Here is a 16,967-nt window from a genome sequence, read left to right on the forward strand (position 1 = left end):
GCACCAAGTGGATGCCTACTTTTTGCTTTTACCCTATTATAATTCTATTTCTCTCTATCTATGTTACTATTATACCATTTTTGGAAGATATTAGTCTATATTAACTATTTAATCCTCCGCTTTTTCGAGGATTTTTTTTAGCTTCTTAGCAAATTCCTTGCGAGGAATCATCACACTGTGCGAACAGCCAAGACAACGAATGCGGATATCCATTCCCATTCGAATGATTTTCCAGCGATTTTCCCCACATGGATGTGGCTTTTTCATTTGTACAACATCATTTAAACCAAAATCCTTGTCTACCATGCTATGTTCTCCTTCTTAATCATTTTCACGCCCACGATGGTGGTGGTTTTCATCCATTATTGTTGGTCGTTCATTGCGTGAATACATGACTAGTCGTGGCGAAGGAATATCAATACCAGCCTGATATAGCCCTTCCTTCATCTCTTTACGAATCATCCGTTCACCTGACCATTGAGAGCCTGGTAACGTTTCGGCAATCACGCGAACGACAAAATGAGAAAGTTCTAATGATTGAACGCCGATGATTTCTGGAGCGGACAAGATTTGCGGATATTTTTCCGGAAGTTTTTTAGCGATTACTTCAATAACCTTTTCCGCTTCTTCAATATTGCTTTCATATGGAATATTAATATCTACTACGGACAGGCCATTATGAACAGAGTAATTTGTCACCTGTGTAATATTTCCATTTGGAAGGACATTCATCTCCCCTGTCCAGCTTAGCACCTTTGTTGTACGTAAACCGATTTCTTCTACGGTACCTTCTATACCGGAAACAGCAATATAGTCTCCTACCGAAAATTGATCCTCAAAAATGATGAAAAACCCTGAAATAATGTCTCGAACTAAATTTTGTGCTCCAAAGCCGATAGCAAGCCCTGCTACTCCAGCTCCAGCTAGTAATGCGCCAATTTTAAATCCTAATACATTATCTAATATCATAATGAACGCGATAAAATAAACGACATAAGCGATTACATTAAGCGTTAGTTTTTTTAATGTGTTTTCTCTGCGCTCGGAAATACGAATCGGTCCGCGACGTTCGTTGCTAAAAAGTCGCTCAACGACTTTTTTACTTATTCGTACAATAAAAAGCGCTATAAAGGTGATTAATAATATTTGAATAATCCCTTCTCCAATTGCAATCCAAGGCTTTGGTCCTGTGATATATTCCCATAAGTCTGTTAGTTCTTTTTCAACCAAACTAAAACCTCCTGTTCGTCTGTTACTACGAATTAAATGCGATTATTTTAGATTAAATAGTACAATATTTCGTTTAAAAATGGAAGCGAATGATTTATGCGAATAATCTTATACTTTTCGTTTATCTAACACTCTCCACACTGGAAATAATAACAGCCTTGTCAATACATATAAGTTTAATACCCCATAAACAGGATAAATATAGCCGATTAATGTAGAGAATCCTAACGTTGTTAACGGAATCATCGTAAGCAATGTTAAGAAAACAAGCACCCATAATGGCACACGGAAAAAACTATGGATTCTAGTTACAATCCCCATTATACCAGCAGCTGCTGTTGTAAAGATAGCAAACCATAGGAGCACTGTCATTAAGATAAGCATTTGAATCGGATAATGCTTTAAAATCGCAAACAAAGGAATTTCATATAATAATAGCTCGTCTGCAATTTGGATAAGACTGTTGTTATAAATATACGATATAATTCCTAATATAGCGCCACTACCGATACAGGCAATCCAGATCTCCTTTTTGGATTCTACTTTATTTCCGATCGCACCTAAGACGGCAATAAGTGGCAAAATATTTAATGCCGTAAAGGGAAAAGCAGCTAACCAATTTCGTTGCTCATGCCAATGAGAAAATAAGGAAAGCTCCTGATCATATGTAAACTGAAGCAATACATACAATAGACCAGTTAGCAAAACAGGCAAAATGATTTGATTAATGGATAATAGCCCACCAATATCCTTCATAAAAAGAATAACTAGTGCGACCACCATTATACTTATACCCCACCAATACGAATAATTAAACGCTTGTCCGGTTGCTCCGCTACCTGAAAGCATGACAACAGTAGTCGTATACAAGTAAAGGAAAATCATCACATCATATATTCCTGTAAGTTTGTCTCCAACAATTTCTCTTAGTACAGAACGATATTCCTGTGATTGTAGTCGATAGCTAATATGCATAATGACCGTACATGAAATGGAAAAGAAAAGCACGAATAGCATTATAGCAAGTCCACTTTCATGACCAAAAAACTCCCATAACTCTCTCCCCGATGCATAGCCTGCCCCAATCGTTGTACCAATAATTAAAAACATCCATTTAAATCCTGATTTCCACATGGAAGTTCCTCCGTTAAACTTTTTTGACTTAATGTATAAAAATCGAATGAAATCCGTATACTTATATCAATATGTTTGCGGAGGATAAGCTATGAATCTTAAGAGCCGTTTTCAATCAAAAATTGATTCCGTTCGAATCGATCACACTGCACCACACCTCGATGTAGCAATAGGAGATAAATTAATTTCTTGGTTTCCTAGTGTACCTCGTGAATATGTCGTCGTTTGTATTGGAACAGATCGATCGACCGGGGATGCACTAGGTCCATTAGTTGGATCATTTCTAACGGAAATGAAACCAAGGCATTTGTCGGTTTTTGGAACACTAGAGCATCCTGTACATGCTACAAACCTGCATGAATATATTAAAGAAATTAATCATGTTCATAAAAATCCATTTATCATTGCAGTGGATGCTTGTTTAGGAAAAACACATTCGGTGGGTAAAATCATTGCCACTGAAGGTCCCTTACAGCCTGGTGCAGCTTTAAATAAACCATTACCAGCTGTTGGTGATGTCCATCTTACTGGCGTGGTCAATGTAAGTGGGTTTATGGAGTATTCGGTTCTACAAAATACTCGCTTAGCTATTGTAGTAGAAATGGCTAAAAAAATTGCCGGATTGCTTGAGTCGATTGATTATCGTTTAATCCATCATCGCAAGGCTCCTGCCGTTGTAGTACCCCAAATAAAATCATCGACCCTCTAATTTAACGAAATAGAAAAAAACTGCGAAATACATGCTCGCAGTTTTTTCATTATTTATTCTTCTATTAGAAAAGCTGATACATCGCATAAACGAGCCCTACTGTTAGAATGGATGGTAATAAGTTTCCAACACGGATTGAAACAATTTTTAACAAATTCAACCCAATTGCAACAATTAACAGCCCTCCTACTGCAGTTAATTCGACAATAAGTCCATTTAAAAATGTCTCCGGAAACCAACTTTCGATTTGCGTTGCCAATAATGCAATTCCACCTTGATATAAGACAACTGGAATAACAGAAAAGATAACACCAAATCCTAATGTTGTTGTTAATACAAGTGCTGTAAATCCATCTATTACACCTTTTGTGATTAAAACTTCATGGTCGCCACGCAAGCCACTATCAAGTGCACCTATCACAGCCATTGCACCAATTACAAAGATAAGCGAAGCCGTAACAAAGCCTTGCGTGACCGTTATGTTTTGGTTTTTAGTTGTAAATTTACTACCGATCCATGTTCCTAATCGATTTAAACCTTCTTCTACTTGAAGAAACTCTCCTAATAATGCACCTGTAAGTAAGCTAATTAACACGATAATAATCGAATCCGTAGCAAACGCCATTTGCATACCAATTAGAATTACAGTAAGTCCTATTCCATGCATCACGGTCTGTTTATATTTTTCAGGGATTTTTGTAAAAAATAATCCAAGTAAACTACCAATAATAATAAAAGCTGCATTCACTAATGTCCCGTATAATACCATTGCCTCCAACTCCATTGTAATTAATCTATTTTACATTCCTTCATATGCCATTGTTATTTCTTCGATTGCAGTTAAAAACGCTTCAATCTCCTCTTCTGTGTTGGTTGCATTAAAGCTTACACGGACAACTCCCTGCTCAGTTGTTCCAAGGGTTTCATGGGCTAACGGATTACAGTGTAATCCAGCACGTACTGCAATTTGATAATGTGTATCTAACACGATCGCTATTTCTTGCGCATCTATCCCGTTTACATTAAAAGCGATGATCGGTAATCGCACATCCTCTATCAAGGGTCCATAGCAAGTAATTCCTTCTATTGAATTTAGCCCGTCTAATAGTTTGTTTGCTAACAATGTTTCACGTGAAACATTGTCGTGTATTTTCCGTTCATAAACTTGTAAAGCTGCTAATAACCCAGCTATGCCTGGTGTATTTAATGTTCCACTTTCTAGTTTTTCTGGCCACACTTCCGGCTGATCAGGAGATTCCGAATAGCTTCCTGTTCCACCATGATGAATGGGGTGTAAATCAAGATGCTGTGCAACAAGCAACACCCCTGTTCCTTGTGGTCCTAGTATTCCTTTATGACCAGGAAAGGCAAGCATATCAACCCCTTGTGCTTTCATCGATATCGGTATATGCCCTGCCGTTTGTGAAGCATCAACAAGCGTTATAATACGATGTTTTTTAGCGACTTTAATTACTTCATTCAAAGGAATGATAGCTCCTGTAACATTGGATGCATGTGTTACAGCAATTAGCTTTGTTTGAGAGCAAATGGTAGCTTTCATTGCATGTATAAATGCATCATCATCTCCATCAAAACGAACATAGGACACCGTTACACCATATTTCTTTTTTAAATGCTCTAAAGGCCTTCGCACTGCGTTATGCTCCATATATGTAGCAATAATGTGGTCGCCCTTTCTCCACTCTAACCCTTTAATAGCCTGATTTAAGGCAATCGTAGCATTTTGAAAAAAGACCACTCGCTTCGGATCTTCACACCCGAATAATTGCGCAGCTTTTTCGCGGGCTTCTTGAATTATCTTCGAAGCTTCACGCGCATGTACGTGTCCACCTCTACCTGGGTTTGCCCCTATTTCATTTAATGCATGTAGCATTGCTTCCCCTACCTCTGGAGGTTTCGGAAACGAGGAAGCTGCCTGATCAAGATATATCATTGTATCTGCTTCCTTTCTCAAGTTGATGAAACGAATATCCTACTCTTTTTCATTGTTGTTATATCAGATTGAATGGGGTTCATTTTAATAGATAGTAAAAAGATAATAAAATAGACTGGTTAAGAAGGTTAACTTCCTAATCCCAGTCCATAGACAACATTTTGTCGTGGATAAACGAATTATTAAGATGGTGTTTAGTAATGCTTGAATTATTTATCGAGCACTTCCATAATGCGCTCTAAATCATCATTTGAATAAAATTCGATTTCGATTTTCCCTTTTCGTTTGCCACGATGAATCGATACGGCAGTTCCTAAACGATCACGTAAAAAGCTTTCTCTTTCTTGTAGAAAAATATCCTTTTTCGCTGTCGTTTTCTTTTTTACCGGTTTTTCATTTAACTCAGTAATCAGTTTTTCTATTTGTCTTACATTTAGCTTTTCTTGACGCACTTTATTCACTACTGCAATTAATTTACTCTTATCCTTTAATCCTAACAAAGCACGTCCGTGGCCCATTGATAACTCACCATTGTTAATGTACGCAATGACTTGTTCAGGTAAAGACAGCAATCGAACCATATTCGCAATATGTGAACGGCTCTTTCCTAATCGTTTAGCTAATTCATCTTGGGTTACCTTTAACTCTCGAATTAAATTTGCATACGCATGCGCTTCTTCTACTGGGGTTAAATCCTCACGCTGTAAGTTTTCTAATAACGCCAGCTCCATCATCTTTTCGTCTGTCAATTCTTTTATAATGACTGGAATTGTTTCGAGTCCAGCTTCTTTTGCGGCACGAAAACGACGTTCTCCAACAACAATTTCATAGCCTTTAATGCTTTTTCGTACGGTTAAAGGTTGGATAATCCCATATTCTAAGATAGATTCCTTTAACTCCTCAATCGCATCAGCGTGAAATGTTTTTCTTGGTTGATATGGATTCGGGCGACATTCCTTTATCGCTATTTCTTGAACTGTATCATTCTCATTTTCATTAATCTCTGGAAAAAAAGCATCTAGTCCTCTACCCAACCCGCGTGCCATTTTCCATCACTTCCTTCGCCAATTCAAGATAAACTTCTGCCCCACGTGATTTCGGATCATATGTAATGATTGGCTGGCCATGACTTGGTGCTTCTCCTAACCGAATATTTCGCGGAATAATGGATTTATAAACTTTATCCTGAAAATATTTTTTTACTTCTTCAATCACTTGAATTCCTAAATTCGTTCTTGCATCAAGCATGGTGAGTAATACACCTTCAATCATCAAGCTTTTATTTAAGTGCTTTTGTACAAGGCGAATCGTGTTCAATAGCTGACTAAGTCCTTCTAAAGCGTAGTATTCACATTGGACTGGAATAATGACGGTGTCAGAAGCAGTTAATGCATTAATCGTGAGTAAGCCCAATGATGGTGGACAATCGATAATGATATAGTCATAGACTCCTCTTAACTCTTCTAATGCTTTTTTCAAGCGAATCTCTCGAGAAATAGTTGGTACAAGTTCGATTTCTGCACCAGCGAGTTGAATTGTAGCAGGTATGATATCTAAGTTGTTTACATTCGTAGGAACACAAACTTCCTTTGCCTGTATATCTTCAACGAGCACATTATAGATACATTGATCCATGTCTGCTTTATTGATGCCTACTCCACTCGTGGCATTTCCTTGCGGGTCAATATCTACTAATAGCACTCTATTTCCAAATTGCGCTAGACTTGCGCTCAGATTTACCGATGAAGTTGTTTTTCCTACACCACCCTTTTGATTCGCGATGGATATGATTTTTCCCATGTTTTCACCTACCAGTTAAACTTCCTTTAAGCTATACTTTCTATTCTATCACTTTTTCCAAGTAAACGACTATTAATTTTACTTTTTACTTAAAATATATCCGAAATAGATTCTAGATGCGCCTAATTATACTAAAAATAAACCTTCTCCCTATCTAGGGAGAAGGTTTATGTCTATTAAAATTAAATGATTATTTCTTTTTCGGTATTTTAATCGTTATTTGGTAATAATCATCAAGATCTTCTTCATCTGATTCTACTTCAATCCCTGTGTCTGATACCATACTCAATGATTGACGAATCGTATTCATCGCAATACGGATATCCTTATTAACACCCTTTAGCTTTGCGCGTTTTTTCTTCGGTTTCTCTACCGGCTCATTTATAGCTGCGATTTTTTCTTCGGTTTGCTTTACATTTAAATCTTTTTGTATGATTTCATTTAAAATAAAAAGCTGTTTTTCTGCTTCTTTTAATTTAATTAATGCGCGAGCATGGCGTTCTGTTATTTGCTTTGTCAATAATGCCTGCTGTACTTCCTCTGGTAATTTAAGTAACCGCAACTTGTTTGCAATCGTTGATTGATTTTTACCTAACCGTTGCGCTAACGCCTCTTGGGTTAACTCATGCATTTCTAACAGCTTTGCATAGGCAATCGCCTCTTCAATGACAGTTAGCTCTTCCCGTTGCAAATTCTCAATTAATGCAACCGACGCAGTTTGCGTATCACTCATATCTCGGATAATTGCTGAAATAAACTCCCATCCAAGCGATTGTACTGCTCGCCATCTACGTTCCCCGGCAATTAATTCATATTGCCCTTCTTCACCGTCTATCTTACGCACAACAATTGGTTGTATCATTCCGTGTGTATTGATCGTTTGAGCGAGTTCAGCTATTTTATCCTCATTAAACATTGATCTTGGTTGATAGCGATTTGGCTGTATATTAACAACAGGAAGCTGTATGACCTCATCTGGATGATAGGCTTCTATTTCACTATTTGTATCTGCGTCTGTTTTTTCCCCCATACCAAAAATTCGATTAAAAGGCTGCAACACTATACAACACCACCTTTATAAAATAAATAGATTATTTTTAGTTCCCCAAAGAATTATCCGTTATATCTAAAAAAGCTATTTCGATAGCTTGGATCTTTTCCAACTTACAATGTTTCACGTGAAACAATTTACTAGTGTTTGAATTACACTGCTTTCATTATGTATGGCTTCCATTCTTCAACAACTACATGTACACTTGTTCTTATTTTACCATATTTGATGAGAGAATGATATGAAACGATTTGCTTCATGCAAAGATTACAAGGCTACTATTGTTCGTAATCTTCCATAGTTATTCAAGTGGTTCTTTATTTGGCAAGCCTGCTTTTCTTGGGTATTTCTTCGGCGTTTTTCTTTTTTTATCAATTATAATAATAGAACGATCACTATCTTCCTTTGGTAATGAGAAAGAATGAATTTCTGCTGGTTCTCCTCCTAATAATTCAATAGCCCCTTTTGCATCTTGTAACTCATTACTTGCTTGTGCTCCCTTCATAGCAATAAACACACCATCTTTTCGACAAAGTGGTAAGCACAGTTCCGATAATACCGACATTCTAGCTACAGCTCGTGCCATGACTACATCGAATTTTTCACGGAATTTCACGTTTTTCCCAAAGCTTTCTGCCCGATCATGATAAAACGCGACATTATCTAAGCCTAACTGTAAGGCAAGTTGATTTAAAAAACCGATTCGTTTATTTAATGAATCAACAATCGTGATATGTAATTGTGGAAAGCATATTTTTAATGGGATACTTGGAAAACCGGCTCCAGCTCCTACATCACAAATATGAATTTGCTCTGTGAAATCATAATAAAAGGATGCACTTATTGAATCATAAAAATGCTTTAAATAAACGTCTTCCTTTTCTGTAAGCGCAGTTAAATTCATTTTTTCATTCCACTCAACCAACGTATCAAAGTAAATTGAAAATTGAGTTTTTTGTCGGTTATTTAAAATTATCCCTTGTTCCTCTAATGCAGCAGCAAACTGTTCTGGATTCACGAGGCTTTTCACTCCTTTAAAGTATCTTGACCTTTTATGATGGTAAAAGAGCTGTCCCAAAACCGCATCGAGCAGCGCTCAATTAGGACAGCCCTTTTACACAGTTGATTCATTGCCAATTCTTAATTAGCGAGCTTGGCAATTTTTCCATTCTCAATATATACGAGTAAGATCGAAATATCAGAAGGATTGACACCAGAAATTCGAGAAGCTTGCCCTACAGAAAGCGGACGAACTGTCTTCAGTTTTTCCCTAGCTTCTGTAGCTATTCCACTAATGGCATCATAATCAATATTTTCGGGAATTTTTTTGTCTTCCATTTTAAGCATTCGTTCCACTTGTTCGTTGGCTTTCTTAATATAGCCCTCATACTTAATATGGATTTCTACCTGTTCCTTTATATCACTCGTTAGCGATTCATTTGCTTCGATGAGTCGCTCTATTAGTGCATAAGACATTTCAGGACGCTTCAATAAATCTGCTGCTTTCACCGCTTCTTTTAGAGGTGAAGCCTCTGCTTCTTGAAGCACTTCTTGCACGATAGCATTTGGTTTAATCACTATTTTTCGGAGTCGGTTCATTTCTTCCTCTACTTGTTGCTTTTTAAGGAGAAAACGATCATATCTTTCATTAGAAATTAAACCTAGCTCATGACCAAGCGCAGTTAACCGAAGATCTGCATTATCGTGGCGAAGAAGCAAACGATATTCTGCACGAGAGGTTAACAAACGATATGGCTCTTTTGTTCCTTTCGTTACTAAATCATCAATTAAAACGCCAATATATGCTTGTGAGCGGTCAAGAATAACCGGTTCTTTGCCGAGCACTTTTGCTGCTGCATTAATACCTGCCATCAAGCCTTGTGCGGCCGCTTCTTCATAGCCTGACGTTCCGTTGATCTGACCAGCAGTAAATAAACCAGCTATTTTCTTTGTTTCTAATGTTGGCCACAGCTGGGTAGGAATTAATGCATCATACTCAATTGCATAACCTGGACGCATTATTTCAGCATTTTCTAAACCTGGCACGGATCGTACCATTTCATGCTGTACCGATTCAGGTAGCGATGTGGATAAGCCTTGTACATATACTTCTTCTGTATTCCGTCCCTCAGGCTCTAAAAATATTTGATGTCGCGGCTTATCATGAAAGCGGACGATTTTATCTTCAATTGATGGACAATAACGTGGACCTGTTCCGCGCTTCATCCCGGAATACATAGCTGAAAGACTTAGATTATCATCAATAATTTTATGCGTAAATTCATTCGTATACGTTAACCAACAAGGAATTTGTTCTGTAATAAACTCGGTCGTTTCATAAGAAAACCCACGTGGTTTTTCATCTCCTGGTTGAATTTCCGTCTTTGAATAATCAATCGTATGACTATTTACACGTGGAGGGGTTCCTGTTTTAAAACGGGTAATTTCCAAACCAAGCTTCTCTAGATTTTCTGACAGTTTTATTGTCGGACGCTGATTATTTGGTCCACTCTCATACTCGAGATCCCCCATTAAAACCTTTCCACGCATAAATGTTCCTGTTGTAACAATTACCGTTTCCGCATGATAGGCTGCGTGTGTTTCTGTAATAACTCCTTTACAAATGCCGTCCTCGATAATAAGTTCATCTACCATGCCTTGTCGAAGGGTTATATTCTTTTCATTTTCAATCAATTGCTTCATTTCTTGAATATACAGCGGTTTATCTGCTTGTGCACGTAATGCTTGCACTGCTGGTCCTTTACCAGTATTCAGCATACGCATTTGGATATACGTTTTATCAATTACTTTTGCCATAACACCGCCTAAAGCATCTATTTCACGAACAACAATTCCTTTTGCTGGTCCACCGATAGACGGATTACAAGGCATAAATGCAATCATATCCAGGTTAAGCGTGAGGATTAATGTTTTCGCACCCATCTTTGCAGCAGCAAGTGCTGCTTCACTTCCAGCATGACCTGCACCTACAACGATTACATCGTAATGTCCTGCATCATATACCATTTCTTTTCATCCTTTCTTCTGTGAATTTTTCTATTTCTCACGCTGTCAAATCCGCGTTACTTTCCTAAACAAAATTGAGAAAACAATTGATCAATTAAGCTATCACTAGCAGTATCGCCAATAATTTCTCCTAATAATTCCCACGTTCTCGTTACATCAATTTGCACAATATCTAACGGCATGCCTAATTCTAAGCTTTGCATCGCATCTTCGAGTGCCGCTTTTGCTTGTTTTAATAACTGGATATGACGAACGTTAGATACATAGGTTAAATCACCTGTATCAATGTCTCCAGCGAAAAAGACATTGGCAATTGCTGCTTCCAGCTCATCTATCCCTTGTTCTTCAATCAAGGAGGTTGTAATAACTGGACGATTCATTGCTAGTCTTTCTACTTCATCCATATCCAGCTGTTGTGCTAAATCTGTTTTATTAATAATAACGATATACTCTAGCCCTTCAATTGCTTTAAAAAGCTTTCGATCTTCTTCTGAAAGCTTTTCATTATAATTGAGAACAAACAAAATAAGATCCGATTCTTTTAATACTTGGCGTGACCGTTCTACACCAATTTTTTCAACGATATCCTCTGTTTCCCGAATACCTGCTGTGTCAACTAAGCGAAGTGGTACACCACGTACATTTACATATTCCTCGATAATATCTCGCGTTGTCCCTGGTATCTCAGTTACAATTGCTTTATTTTCCTGCACTAATGTATTCATTAACGAGGACTTTCCGACATTCGGACGACCGATAATCGCGGTAGATAATCCTTCTCTTAATATCTTTCCCTGCTTCGCAATTTGTAAAAGCTCTTCAATTTCCTTGTGAACGGCTTTTGTTTTCTCACGCATTAGCTCATGAGACATCTCTTCCACATCATCATATTCTGGATAATCGATATTCACTTCCACATGTGCAACCGTTTCTAACAGGGACTGTCGATATTTTTGTATCATTTTAGATAATCTGCCATCCATTTGCTTTAAAGCAACCGTCATTGCTTTATCTGTTTTGGCACGAATCAAGTCCATAACAGCTTCTGCCTGTGAAAGGTCAATCCTTCCATTTAAAAAAGCACGCTTCGTAAATTCACCTGGCTCTGCTAATCTCGCACCTTTAGCTAACATAATTTCTAAAACACGATTAACAGCCACCATGCCACCGTGACAATTTATTTCAACGACATCTTCCCTCGTAAATGTTTTTGGTGCGCGCATGACGGAAACCATAACTTCCTCTGCTACTTCATTTGTATCTGGATCCATAATTTTTCCATAATGAATCGTATGGGAAGCTACTTCCTTTAAATTTTTCCCTTGAAATATAGATGCTGCTATTGCTACTGCATCGACACCACTTAACCGTACGATCGCAATGGCTCCTTCTCCAACCGGTGTAGAAATTGCTGCTATTGTATCTGTTTCCATCTCGTCACCTCCTATCTTCTTTTAAATCGATGCAATGATTTATATGAATAATTCCATTATACGTTTATTTTATAGTGACTTTTTTCCGTCACTAATGTAATAGAATACCATAATTTTAATGAAAAATAAACTTATCCACAAGGATTATTTTTCACTTTCTATTCCCTTTTTATCCACATGTGTATAAGTCTACACGGGTTTTAATCGTTTTCTGGTGCGCGGAAAAAATAAATGTGGAAAAACGGAATTTAAAACTAAAATCGGAGAAAACCATTCATTGGCAGCAAAAAAAACCCCGATACATTCGTGTATCGGGGTTTAATTATGGCTTAATAACGATATGTCGATGTGGCTCAACACCATCAGAGTATGTGCTTACATCATCTCTTGTTTGAAGCACACTATGAATAATTTTCCGTTCATATGCTGGCATCGGCTCTAGCTCCACGACCTTTTGCAAGTGAAGTGCTTTTTCAGCCATTCGAATAGCTAACGTTTCTAGAGTTTCTTTTCTTCTTGCACGGTATCCTTCTGCATCAACCGTGACTGTATAATACTGCTTTTTATCTTTATTAATAACTAAATGTGTCAAATATTGAAGGGCATTTAAGGTTTGTCCGCGCTTTCCGATTAAAAGAGCGATTTTTTCACCAGTTACATCGAACGTAATATGATTCCCTTCGATAGAACCAGTAATTTCAGCCTCTACACCCATATTGCGAATAACTTCTTTTAAATATTTTTCTGCTTCTTCGATTGGATTCTTCAAAATGGTTACTTTTACAATCGCACGCTTTGATCCAAATACGCCAAGAAGCCCTTTTTTTCCTTCATCAATAACTTCAACTTCTACTTGGTCCCGTGTGGTGTTTAACTGCTCTAATGCTGATTGGACCGCTTCATCTACCGTTTGTCCACTAGCAGTTATTTGTCTCACTTTTTGTCTCCTCCATTTTTCTCATCCTTCATCATTGGTTTTCGGATGAAAATTGTTTGAGCGACCATGAAAATATTACCAACTACCCAGTAAAGTGCTAACGCTGCTGGGAAGAACATCGCAAATACACCGATCATAATCGGCATGACGTAAAGCATTACCATCATTTGCGGATTTTGAGCTGCTGGACTACCAGCCATCATTAGTTTTTGTTGTAGGAAGGTTGCAGCTCCAGCCACAAGTGGCAAAATATAGAATGGATCCGGTGAACCTAATTCAAACCACAAAAAGGAATGTAAACCAATTTGTTCATTACGCATAATTGCGTGATAAATCGCAATTAAGATCGGCATTTGCACTAGAACAGGCAGGCATCCTGCAAGTGGATTAACACCATGCTTTTGGAACAATGCCATCGTTTCCTGTTGTAGCTTTTGCTGTGTATTTGCATCTTTTGAACCGTATTTTTGCTGTAACTCTTTTAGAGCTGGTTGAATATCTTGCATTGCTTTAGAGCTTTTTAGTTGCTTCACGTTCAGTGGCAATAATACTAAACGGATAATAATGGTTACAATAACAATTGCTAACCCATAATTATTATTAAATAGCTCTGCAAAATATGTAATCATTAATGACATTGGATAAACAAAATATTTGTTCCAAATTCCTGTGCTTTCTGCATTGATTGGCTCATTGATTTCTGTACAACCAGAAAGCAATGCAACTAGTCCAACCAATAGCAAAAGCAATAAACCTTTTTTACGCAATCTATTTCCTCCTAACTAAACAACCCCAAGTATAACCACCATATTACATCTTATTTTATCATTAAATGGCGCAAAGATTCTATTAAAATCTACCCATTTATTTCTTGAATAGTTTTTCTTTAAATAATAAATGGTTTAAGCTTTTTTTTATCTCATGGAAACCCATATCCTTTGTAGGATTTCTTGCAATAATAATGATGTCATAATTCGGCTGAATCAACGCATCCATTTCCTGAAAGGCTTGGCGAATATAACGTTTAATTCGATTCCTTACAACAGCATTACCTATCTTCTTTCCAACGGATATGCCAACTCGAAAATGCGTTTGCTCGGATTTTTGTAAATAATAAATAACGAGCTGACGATTTGCAAATGATTTCCCATGATTAAAAATAGCTTGAAATTCTTTATTGTCTTTTACACGAAATGCTTTTTTCATTTTGATCACCTTTACGAATTGCAGCAACTGGACAGAAACTATCTTTGCACAAAACTAATGATTCATGCAGCAAAAACAATGTAAACCCTCCAAATAAATCGGATAAACATTGATTCTAAGTACGCTATTCTATCCTTTTTACATTCTTATTCCATTATTATCATTGATGTCTAATCGTGTAAAAAAGACCACTGACATGTTCAGTGGTCTATGCAGATAGTACTTTTCTTCCTTTACGACGGCGACGAGCTAATATTTTACGTCCGTTTTTTGTACTCATTCGTGAACGGAAGCCGTGTACTTTCTTTCTTTTACGGTTATTTGGTTGAAATGTTCTTTTCATCTATCTTGCACCTCCCTGAGGGATCTCCAAAATCCAAAATAAAACATATCCATAAGACAGTCTTTGTAATTATACTGAAAACCATCTATATCTGTCAACTTCCCTTCCTAAAAAATATTCAGGACACAATTTAAACTCGTCACTTTTTATTATCCACAACAAGATTTAATAAGTTTATCATTCATATTTTCTATCCACAACAATTATCGACAAGTTAACCACAAAATATAGTAGTGTGGATAGATTTTGTCTACAATGGGTAGATATTGTGGATAACTGTCGAAAAACCTTGCACCAATGATATTTATTTGATATTATAGTTGTGTTTTAACATGTGTAAAAGTATACAGGAAATATCACTTATACACAGACTGTGGATAAACTGTGGACATTTGTTCACACCTCTGTTTATTTACTTATCAACAATAATGTGGATATTGCTTATAACCAGTCATAACGTATACACAATCACGCACGAGCTATCCACATACTCTAAATTGAATTCTACAATAATTACGTAGTTGCAATTAAATTATCCAGCCTGCCTTTCCATCTTTTTGTATGCAAATAGATCGAGAGAGGCTTTTTCATCTATTTCTATGTTACATAACGGCTAATTATGATCGGCCTTAGAAAAGACAAAAAGCGACAAATTCAAAAGAAATGAGACAGCTACTGTCCATATAGAGCAAAAATCATTTCGCTTAAACAATTATTGAAAGGGGTGAAACCAGTTTGGAAAACATCGGTGAATTATGGACAGCTACATTAGAATTAATCGAACAAAAAGTAAGTAAGCCGAGCTTTGATACGTGGCTTAAAAATACAAAGGCAGAAAAAATAGAAGGCAAAACATTAACTATTTCCGCACCAAATGAATTCGCACGTGACTGGTTAGAGGAGCAATACACACAATTAATTACCGAAATGGTAGCAGAAATTACAGGTTCTACCTTAATGGTAAAATTTATTATTCCAGATGCAGCAATGGAGAAGGATTTGTTTGAGGCATCTCCAAAGCCCCCAAAGCAAGTCGTTGCTGGAGAAGAAATGAAAAAGTCCATGCTAAATCCAAAGTATGTATTTGATACATTTGTCATTGGCTCTGGGAATCGCTTTGCACATGCTGCTTCTTTAGCAGTCGCAGAAGCACCTGCTAAAGCATATAATCCGCTCTTTATTTATGGTGGCGTAGGATTAGGTAAAACGCATCTCATGCATGCAATCGGCCATTATGTACGCGATCATAATCCAAATGCAAAGGTTGTTTATCTAACCTCAGAGAAATTTACGAATGAATTCATTAATGCCATTATGGAAAACAAAACAGCAAATTTCCGCAATAAATATCGGAATGTTGATGTGTTATTAATTGATGATATTCAATTTATTGCTGGAAAAGAGTCAACACAAGAAGAGTTTTTCCATACATTTAATGCGCTACATGAAGAAAATAAACAAATTATCATTTCAAGTGATCGACCTCCGAAGGAAATACCGACGCTTGAAGATCGATTGCGATCCCGTTTTGAGTGGGGTCTGATAACGGATATTACACCACCTGACTTGGAAACAAGAATTGCAATTTTAACAAAAAAAGCTAAAGCAGAAGGATTAGATATTCCGAATGAGGTCATGCTCTATATTGCGAACCAAATTGATACGAATATCCGTGAGCTTGAAGGCGCATTAATTCGCGTCGTTGCCTATTCATCTTTAGTGAATCAAGATATTGATGCGGCGCTTGCTGCAGATGCATTAAAAGATATTATTCCAAGCAATAAGCCTAAAGTAGTTACCATAAAGAAAATCCAAGAAGTGGTTGGCGAAAAATACAACTTAAAATTAGAAGATTTTATTGCTAAAAAAAGGACGAAATCAATCGCGTTTCCTCGTCAAATTGCGATGTATCTTTCACGAGAGCTGACAGATTCGTCATTGCCGAAAATTGGAGAGGAATTTGGTGGGCGTGATCATACAACAGTCATTCATGCACACGAAAAAATTGCCAAAATGATTGACTCGGATACATTACTCCAAAAAGAAATTGAGGAAATTAAAGAAGAAATCAAATCTTTTTAAATTATTCACATGTGAATAGCGTGGATGAACGTACTTAGTTGTAAACAGTTTATCCACATGG

At 37.0% G+C, this 16,967-nt stretch carries 17 protein-coding genes; 2 read left to right on the forward strand and 15 right to left on the reverse strand.

Going from position 1 to position 16,967, the window contains the following annotated elements:
• Positions 1-108: 108 nt before the first annotated feature.
• From QBK89_RS08690 to QBK89_RS08700, 3 genes are all read right to left on the reverse strand, one after another.
• Positions 109-306: a DUF951 domain-containing protein gene (locus QBK89_RS08690; protein ID WP_284140653.1), complete on the reverse strand. Its 198-nt coding sequence runs from the start codon at positions 304-306 to the stop codon at positions 109-111.
• A 15-nt stretch (positions 307-321) separates the two neighbouring features.
• Positions 322-1,230, reverse strand: coding sequence for a mechanosensitive ion channel family protein (locus QBK89_RS08695; RefSeq protein WP_284140654.1), 909 nt, complete (start codon positions 1,228-1,230; stop codon positions 322-324).
• 108 nt (positions 1,231-1,338) lie between these two features.
• Positions 1,339-2,364, reverse strand: coding sequence for a YkvI family membrane protein (locus QBK89_RS08700; protein ID WP_284140655.1), 1,026 nt, complete (start codon positions 2,362-2,364; stop codon positions 1,339-1,341).
• 91 nt (positions 2,365-2,455) lie between these two features.
• On the opposite strand from QBK89_RS08700, the gene yyaC reads away from it, so the two are divergent.
• Complete coding sequence (gene yyaC / locus QBK89_RS08705; protein WP_284140656.1) at positions 2,456-3,073, forward strand: spore protease YyaC; 618 nt, start codon at positions 2,456-2,458, stop codon at positions 3,071-3,073.
• A 64-nt stretch (positions 3,074-3,137) separates the two neighbouring features.
• Here the strand turns inward: yyaC and QBK89_RS08710 are convergent, their stop codons facing one another.
• The 12 genes from QBK89_RS08710 to rpmH all read right to left on the reverse strand — a co-directional run bounded on the left by QBK89_RS08710 (position 3,138) and on the right by rpmH (position 14,824).
• On the reverse strand, positions 3,138-3,842 hold the full coding sequence (locus QBK89_RS08710) for a DUF554 domain-containing protein (protein WP_284140657.1): 705 nt from the start codon (positions 3,840-3,842) through the stop codon (positions 3,138-3,140).
• Positions 3,843-3,872: 30 nt separating this feature from the next.
• Entirely contained in the window at positions 3,873-5,027 is a 1,155-nt protein-coding gene (locus tag QBK89_RS08715; protein ID WP_284140658.1) for an aminotransferase class V-fold PLP-dependent enzyme, read from the reverse strand.
• Positions 5,028-5,236: 209 nt separating this feature from the next.
• A complete protein-coding gene (locus QBK89_RS08720; RefSeq protein ID WP_284140659.1) occupies positions 5,237-6,073 on the reverse strand; it encodes a ParB/RepB/Spo0J family partition protein in 837 nt (278 codons plus the stop codon).
• On the reverse strand, positions 6,054-6,827 hold the full coding sequence (locus tag QBK89_RS08725) for a ParA family protein (protein WP_284140660.1): 774 nt from the start codon (positions 6,825-6,827) through the stop codon (positions 6,054-6,056). The genes QBK89_RS08720 and QBK89_RS08725 overlap by 20 nt, the downstream gene beginning before the upstream one ends.
• A gap of 190 nt (positions 6,828-7,017) precedes the next feature.
• The gene (noc, locus tag QBK89_RS08730) at positions 7,018-7,887 is read right to left on the reverse strand and encodes a nucleoid occlusion protein (RefSeq protein ID WP_284140661.1); all 870 of its coding nucleotides are present in this window, start codon (positions 7,885-7,887) and stop codon (positions 7,018-7,020) included.
• A gap of 292 nt (positions 7,888-8,179) precedes the next feature.
• Positions 8,180-8,896, reverse strand: a complete 717-nt coding sequence (gene rsmG / locus QBK89_RS08735; RefSeq protein ID WP_284140662.1) for a 16S rRNA (guanine(527)-N(7))-methyltransferase RsmG — start codon at positions 8,894-8,896, stop codon at positions 8,180-8,182.
• Positions 8,897-9,018: 122 nt separating this feature from the next.
• Positions 9,019-10,905, reverse strand: a complete 1,887-nt coding sequence (mnmG, locus tag QBK89_RS08740; RefSeq protein WP_284140663.1) for a tRNA uridine-5-carboxymethylaminomethyl(34) synthesis enzyme MnmG — start codon at positions 10,903-10,905, stop codon at positions 9,019-9,021.
• Positions 10,906-10,961: 56 nt separating this feature from the next.
• Positions 10,962-12,338 (reverse strand): tRNA uridine-5-carboxymethylaminomethyl(34) synthesis GTPase MnmE, encoded by a 1,377-nt coding sequence (gene mnmE / locus QBK89_RS08745; RefSeq protein WP_284140664.1) that lies wholly within the window; start codon positions 12,336-12,338, stop codon positions 10,962-10,964.
• A 322-nt stretch (positions 12,339-12,660) separates the two neighbouring features.
• Positions 12,661-13,275 carry an RNA-binding cell elongation regulator Jag/EloR gene (gene jag, locus QBK89_RS08750; protein WP_284140665.1) on the reverse strand — a complete coding sequence of 205 codons (615 nt, stop codon included), beginning with the start codon at positions 13,273-13,275 and terminating at the stop codon, positions 12,661-12,663.
• Positions 13,272-14,042, reverse strand: coding sequence for a YidC family membrane integrase SpoIIIJ (spoIIIJ, locus tag QBK89_RS08755; RefSeq protein ID WP_284140666.1), 771 nt, complete (start codon positions 14,040-14,042; stop codon positions 13,272-13,274). The genes jag and spoIIIJ overlap by 4 nt, the downstream gene beginning before the upstream one ends.
• Positions 14,043-14,139: 97 nt before the next feature.
• Complete coding sequence (gene rnpA / locus QBK89_RS08760; protein WP_284140667.1) at positions 14,140-14,481, reverse strand: ribonuclease P protein component; 342 nt, start codon at positions 14,479-14,481, stop codon at positions 14,140-14,142.
• Between the two features lie 208 nt (positions 14,482-14,689).
• A complete protein-coding gene (gene rpmH / locus QBK89_RS08765; protein ID WP_284140668.1) occupies positions 14,690-14,824 on the reverse strand; it encodes a 50S ribosomal protein L34 in 135 nt (44 codons plus the stop codon).
• A 735-nt stretch (positions 14,825-15,559) separates the two neighbouring features.
• Here rpmH and dnaA point away from each other — a divergent pair.
• Positions 15,560-16,906 carry a chromosomal replication initiator protein DnaA gene (gene dnaA / locus QBK89_RS08770; protein WP_284140669.1) on the forward strand — a complete coding sequence of 449 codons (1,347 nt, stop codon included), beginning with the start codon at positions 15,560-15,562 and terminating at the stop codon, positions 16,904-16,906.
• Positions 16,907-16,967 lie beyond the last annotated feature (61 nt).

This window comes from Virgibacillus sp. LDC-1 (assembly GCF_030137545.1).
In the GTDB taxonomy this organism is placed as follows: Bacteria; Bacillota; Bacilli; order Bacillales; family Amphibacillaceae; genus LDC-1.

Excerpts from the sequence above, each read along its gene's own strand:
- QBK89_RS08710 (WP_284140657.1), bottom strand. The coding sequence starts at position 3,842 with ATGGTATTATACGGGACATTAGTGAATGCAGCTTTTATTATTATTGGT.
- mnmE (WP_284140664.1), bottom strand. The coding sequence starts at position 12,338 with ATGGAAACAGATACAATAGCAGCAATTTCTACACCGGTTGGAGAAGGA.
- yyaC (WP_284140656.1), top strand. The coding sequence starts at position 2,456 with ATGAATCTTAAGAGCCGTTTTCAATCAAAAATTGATTCCGTTCGAATC.
- QBK89_RS08715 (WP_284140658.1), bottom strand. The coding sequence starts at position 5,027 with ATGATATATCTTGATCAGGCAGCTTCCTCGTTTCCGAAACCTCCAGAG.
- QBK89_RS08700 (WP_284140655.1), bottom strand. The coding sequence starts at position 2,364 with ATGTGGAAATCAGGATTTAAATGGATGTTTTTAATTATTGGTACAACG.
- rnpA (WP_284140667.1), bottom strand. The coding sequence starts at position 14,481 with ATGAAAAAAGCATTTCGTGTAAAAGACAATAAAGAATTTCAAGCTATT.
- QBK89_RS08725 (WP_284140660.1), bottom strand. The coding sequence starts at position 6,827 with ATGGGAAAAATCATATCCATCGCGAATCAAAAGGGTGGTGTAGGAAAA.
- rpmH (WP_284140668.1), bottom strand. The coding sequence starts at position 14,824 with ATGAAAAGAACATTTCAACCAAATAACCGTAAAAGAAAGAAAGTACAC.
- QBK89_RS08690 (WP_284140653.1), bottom strand. The coding sequence starts at position 306 with ATGGTAGACAAGGATTTTGGTTTAAATGATGTTGTACAAATGAAAAAG.
- QBK89_RS08720 (WP_284140659.1), bottom strand. The coding sequence starts at position 6,073 with ATGGCACGCGGGTTGGGTAGAGGACTAGATGCTTTTTTTCCAGAGATT.
- mnmG (WP_284140663.1), bottom strand. The coding sequence starts at position 10,905 with ATGGTATATGATGCAGGACATTACGATGTAATCGTTGTAGGTGCAGGT.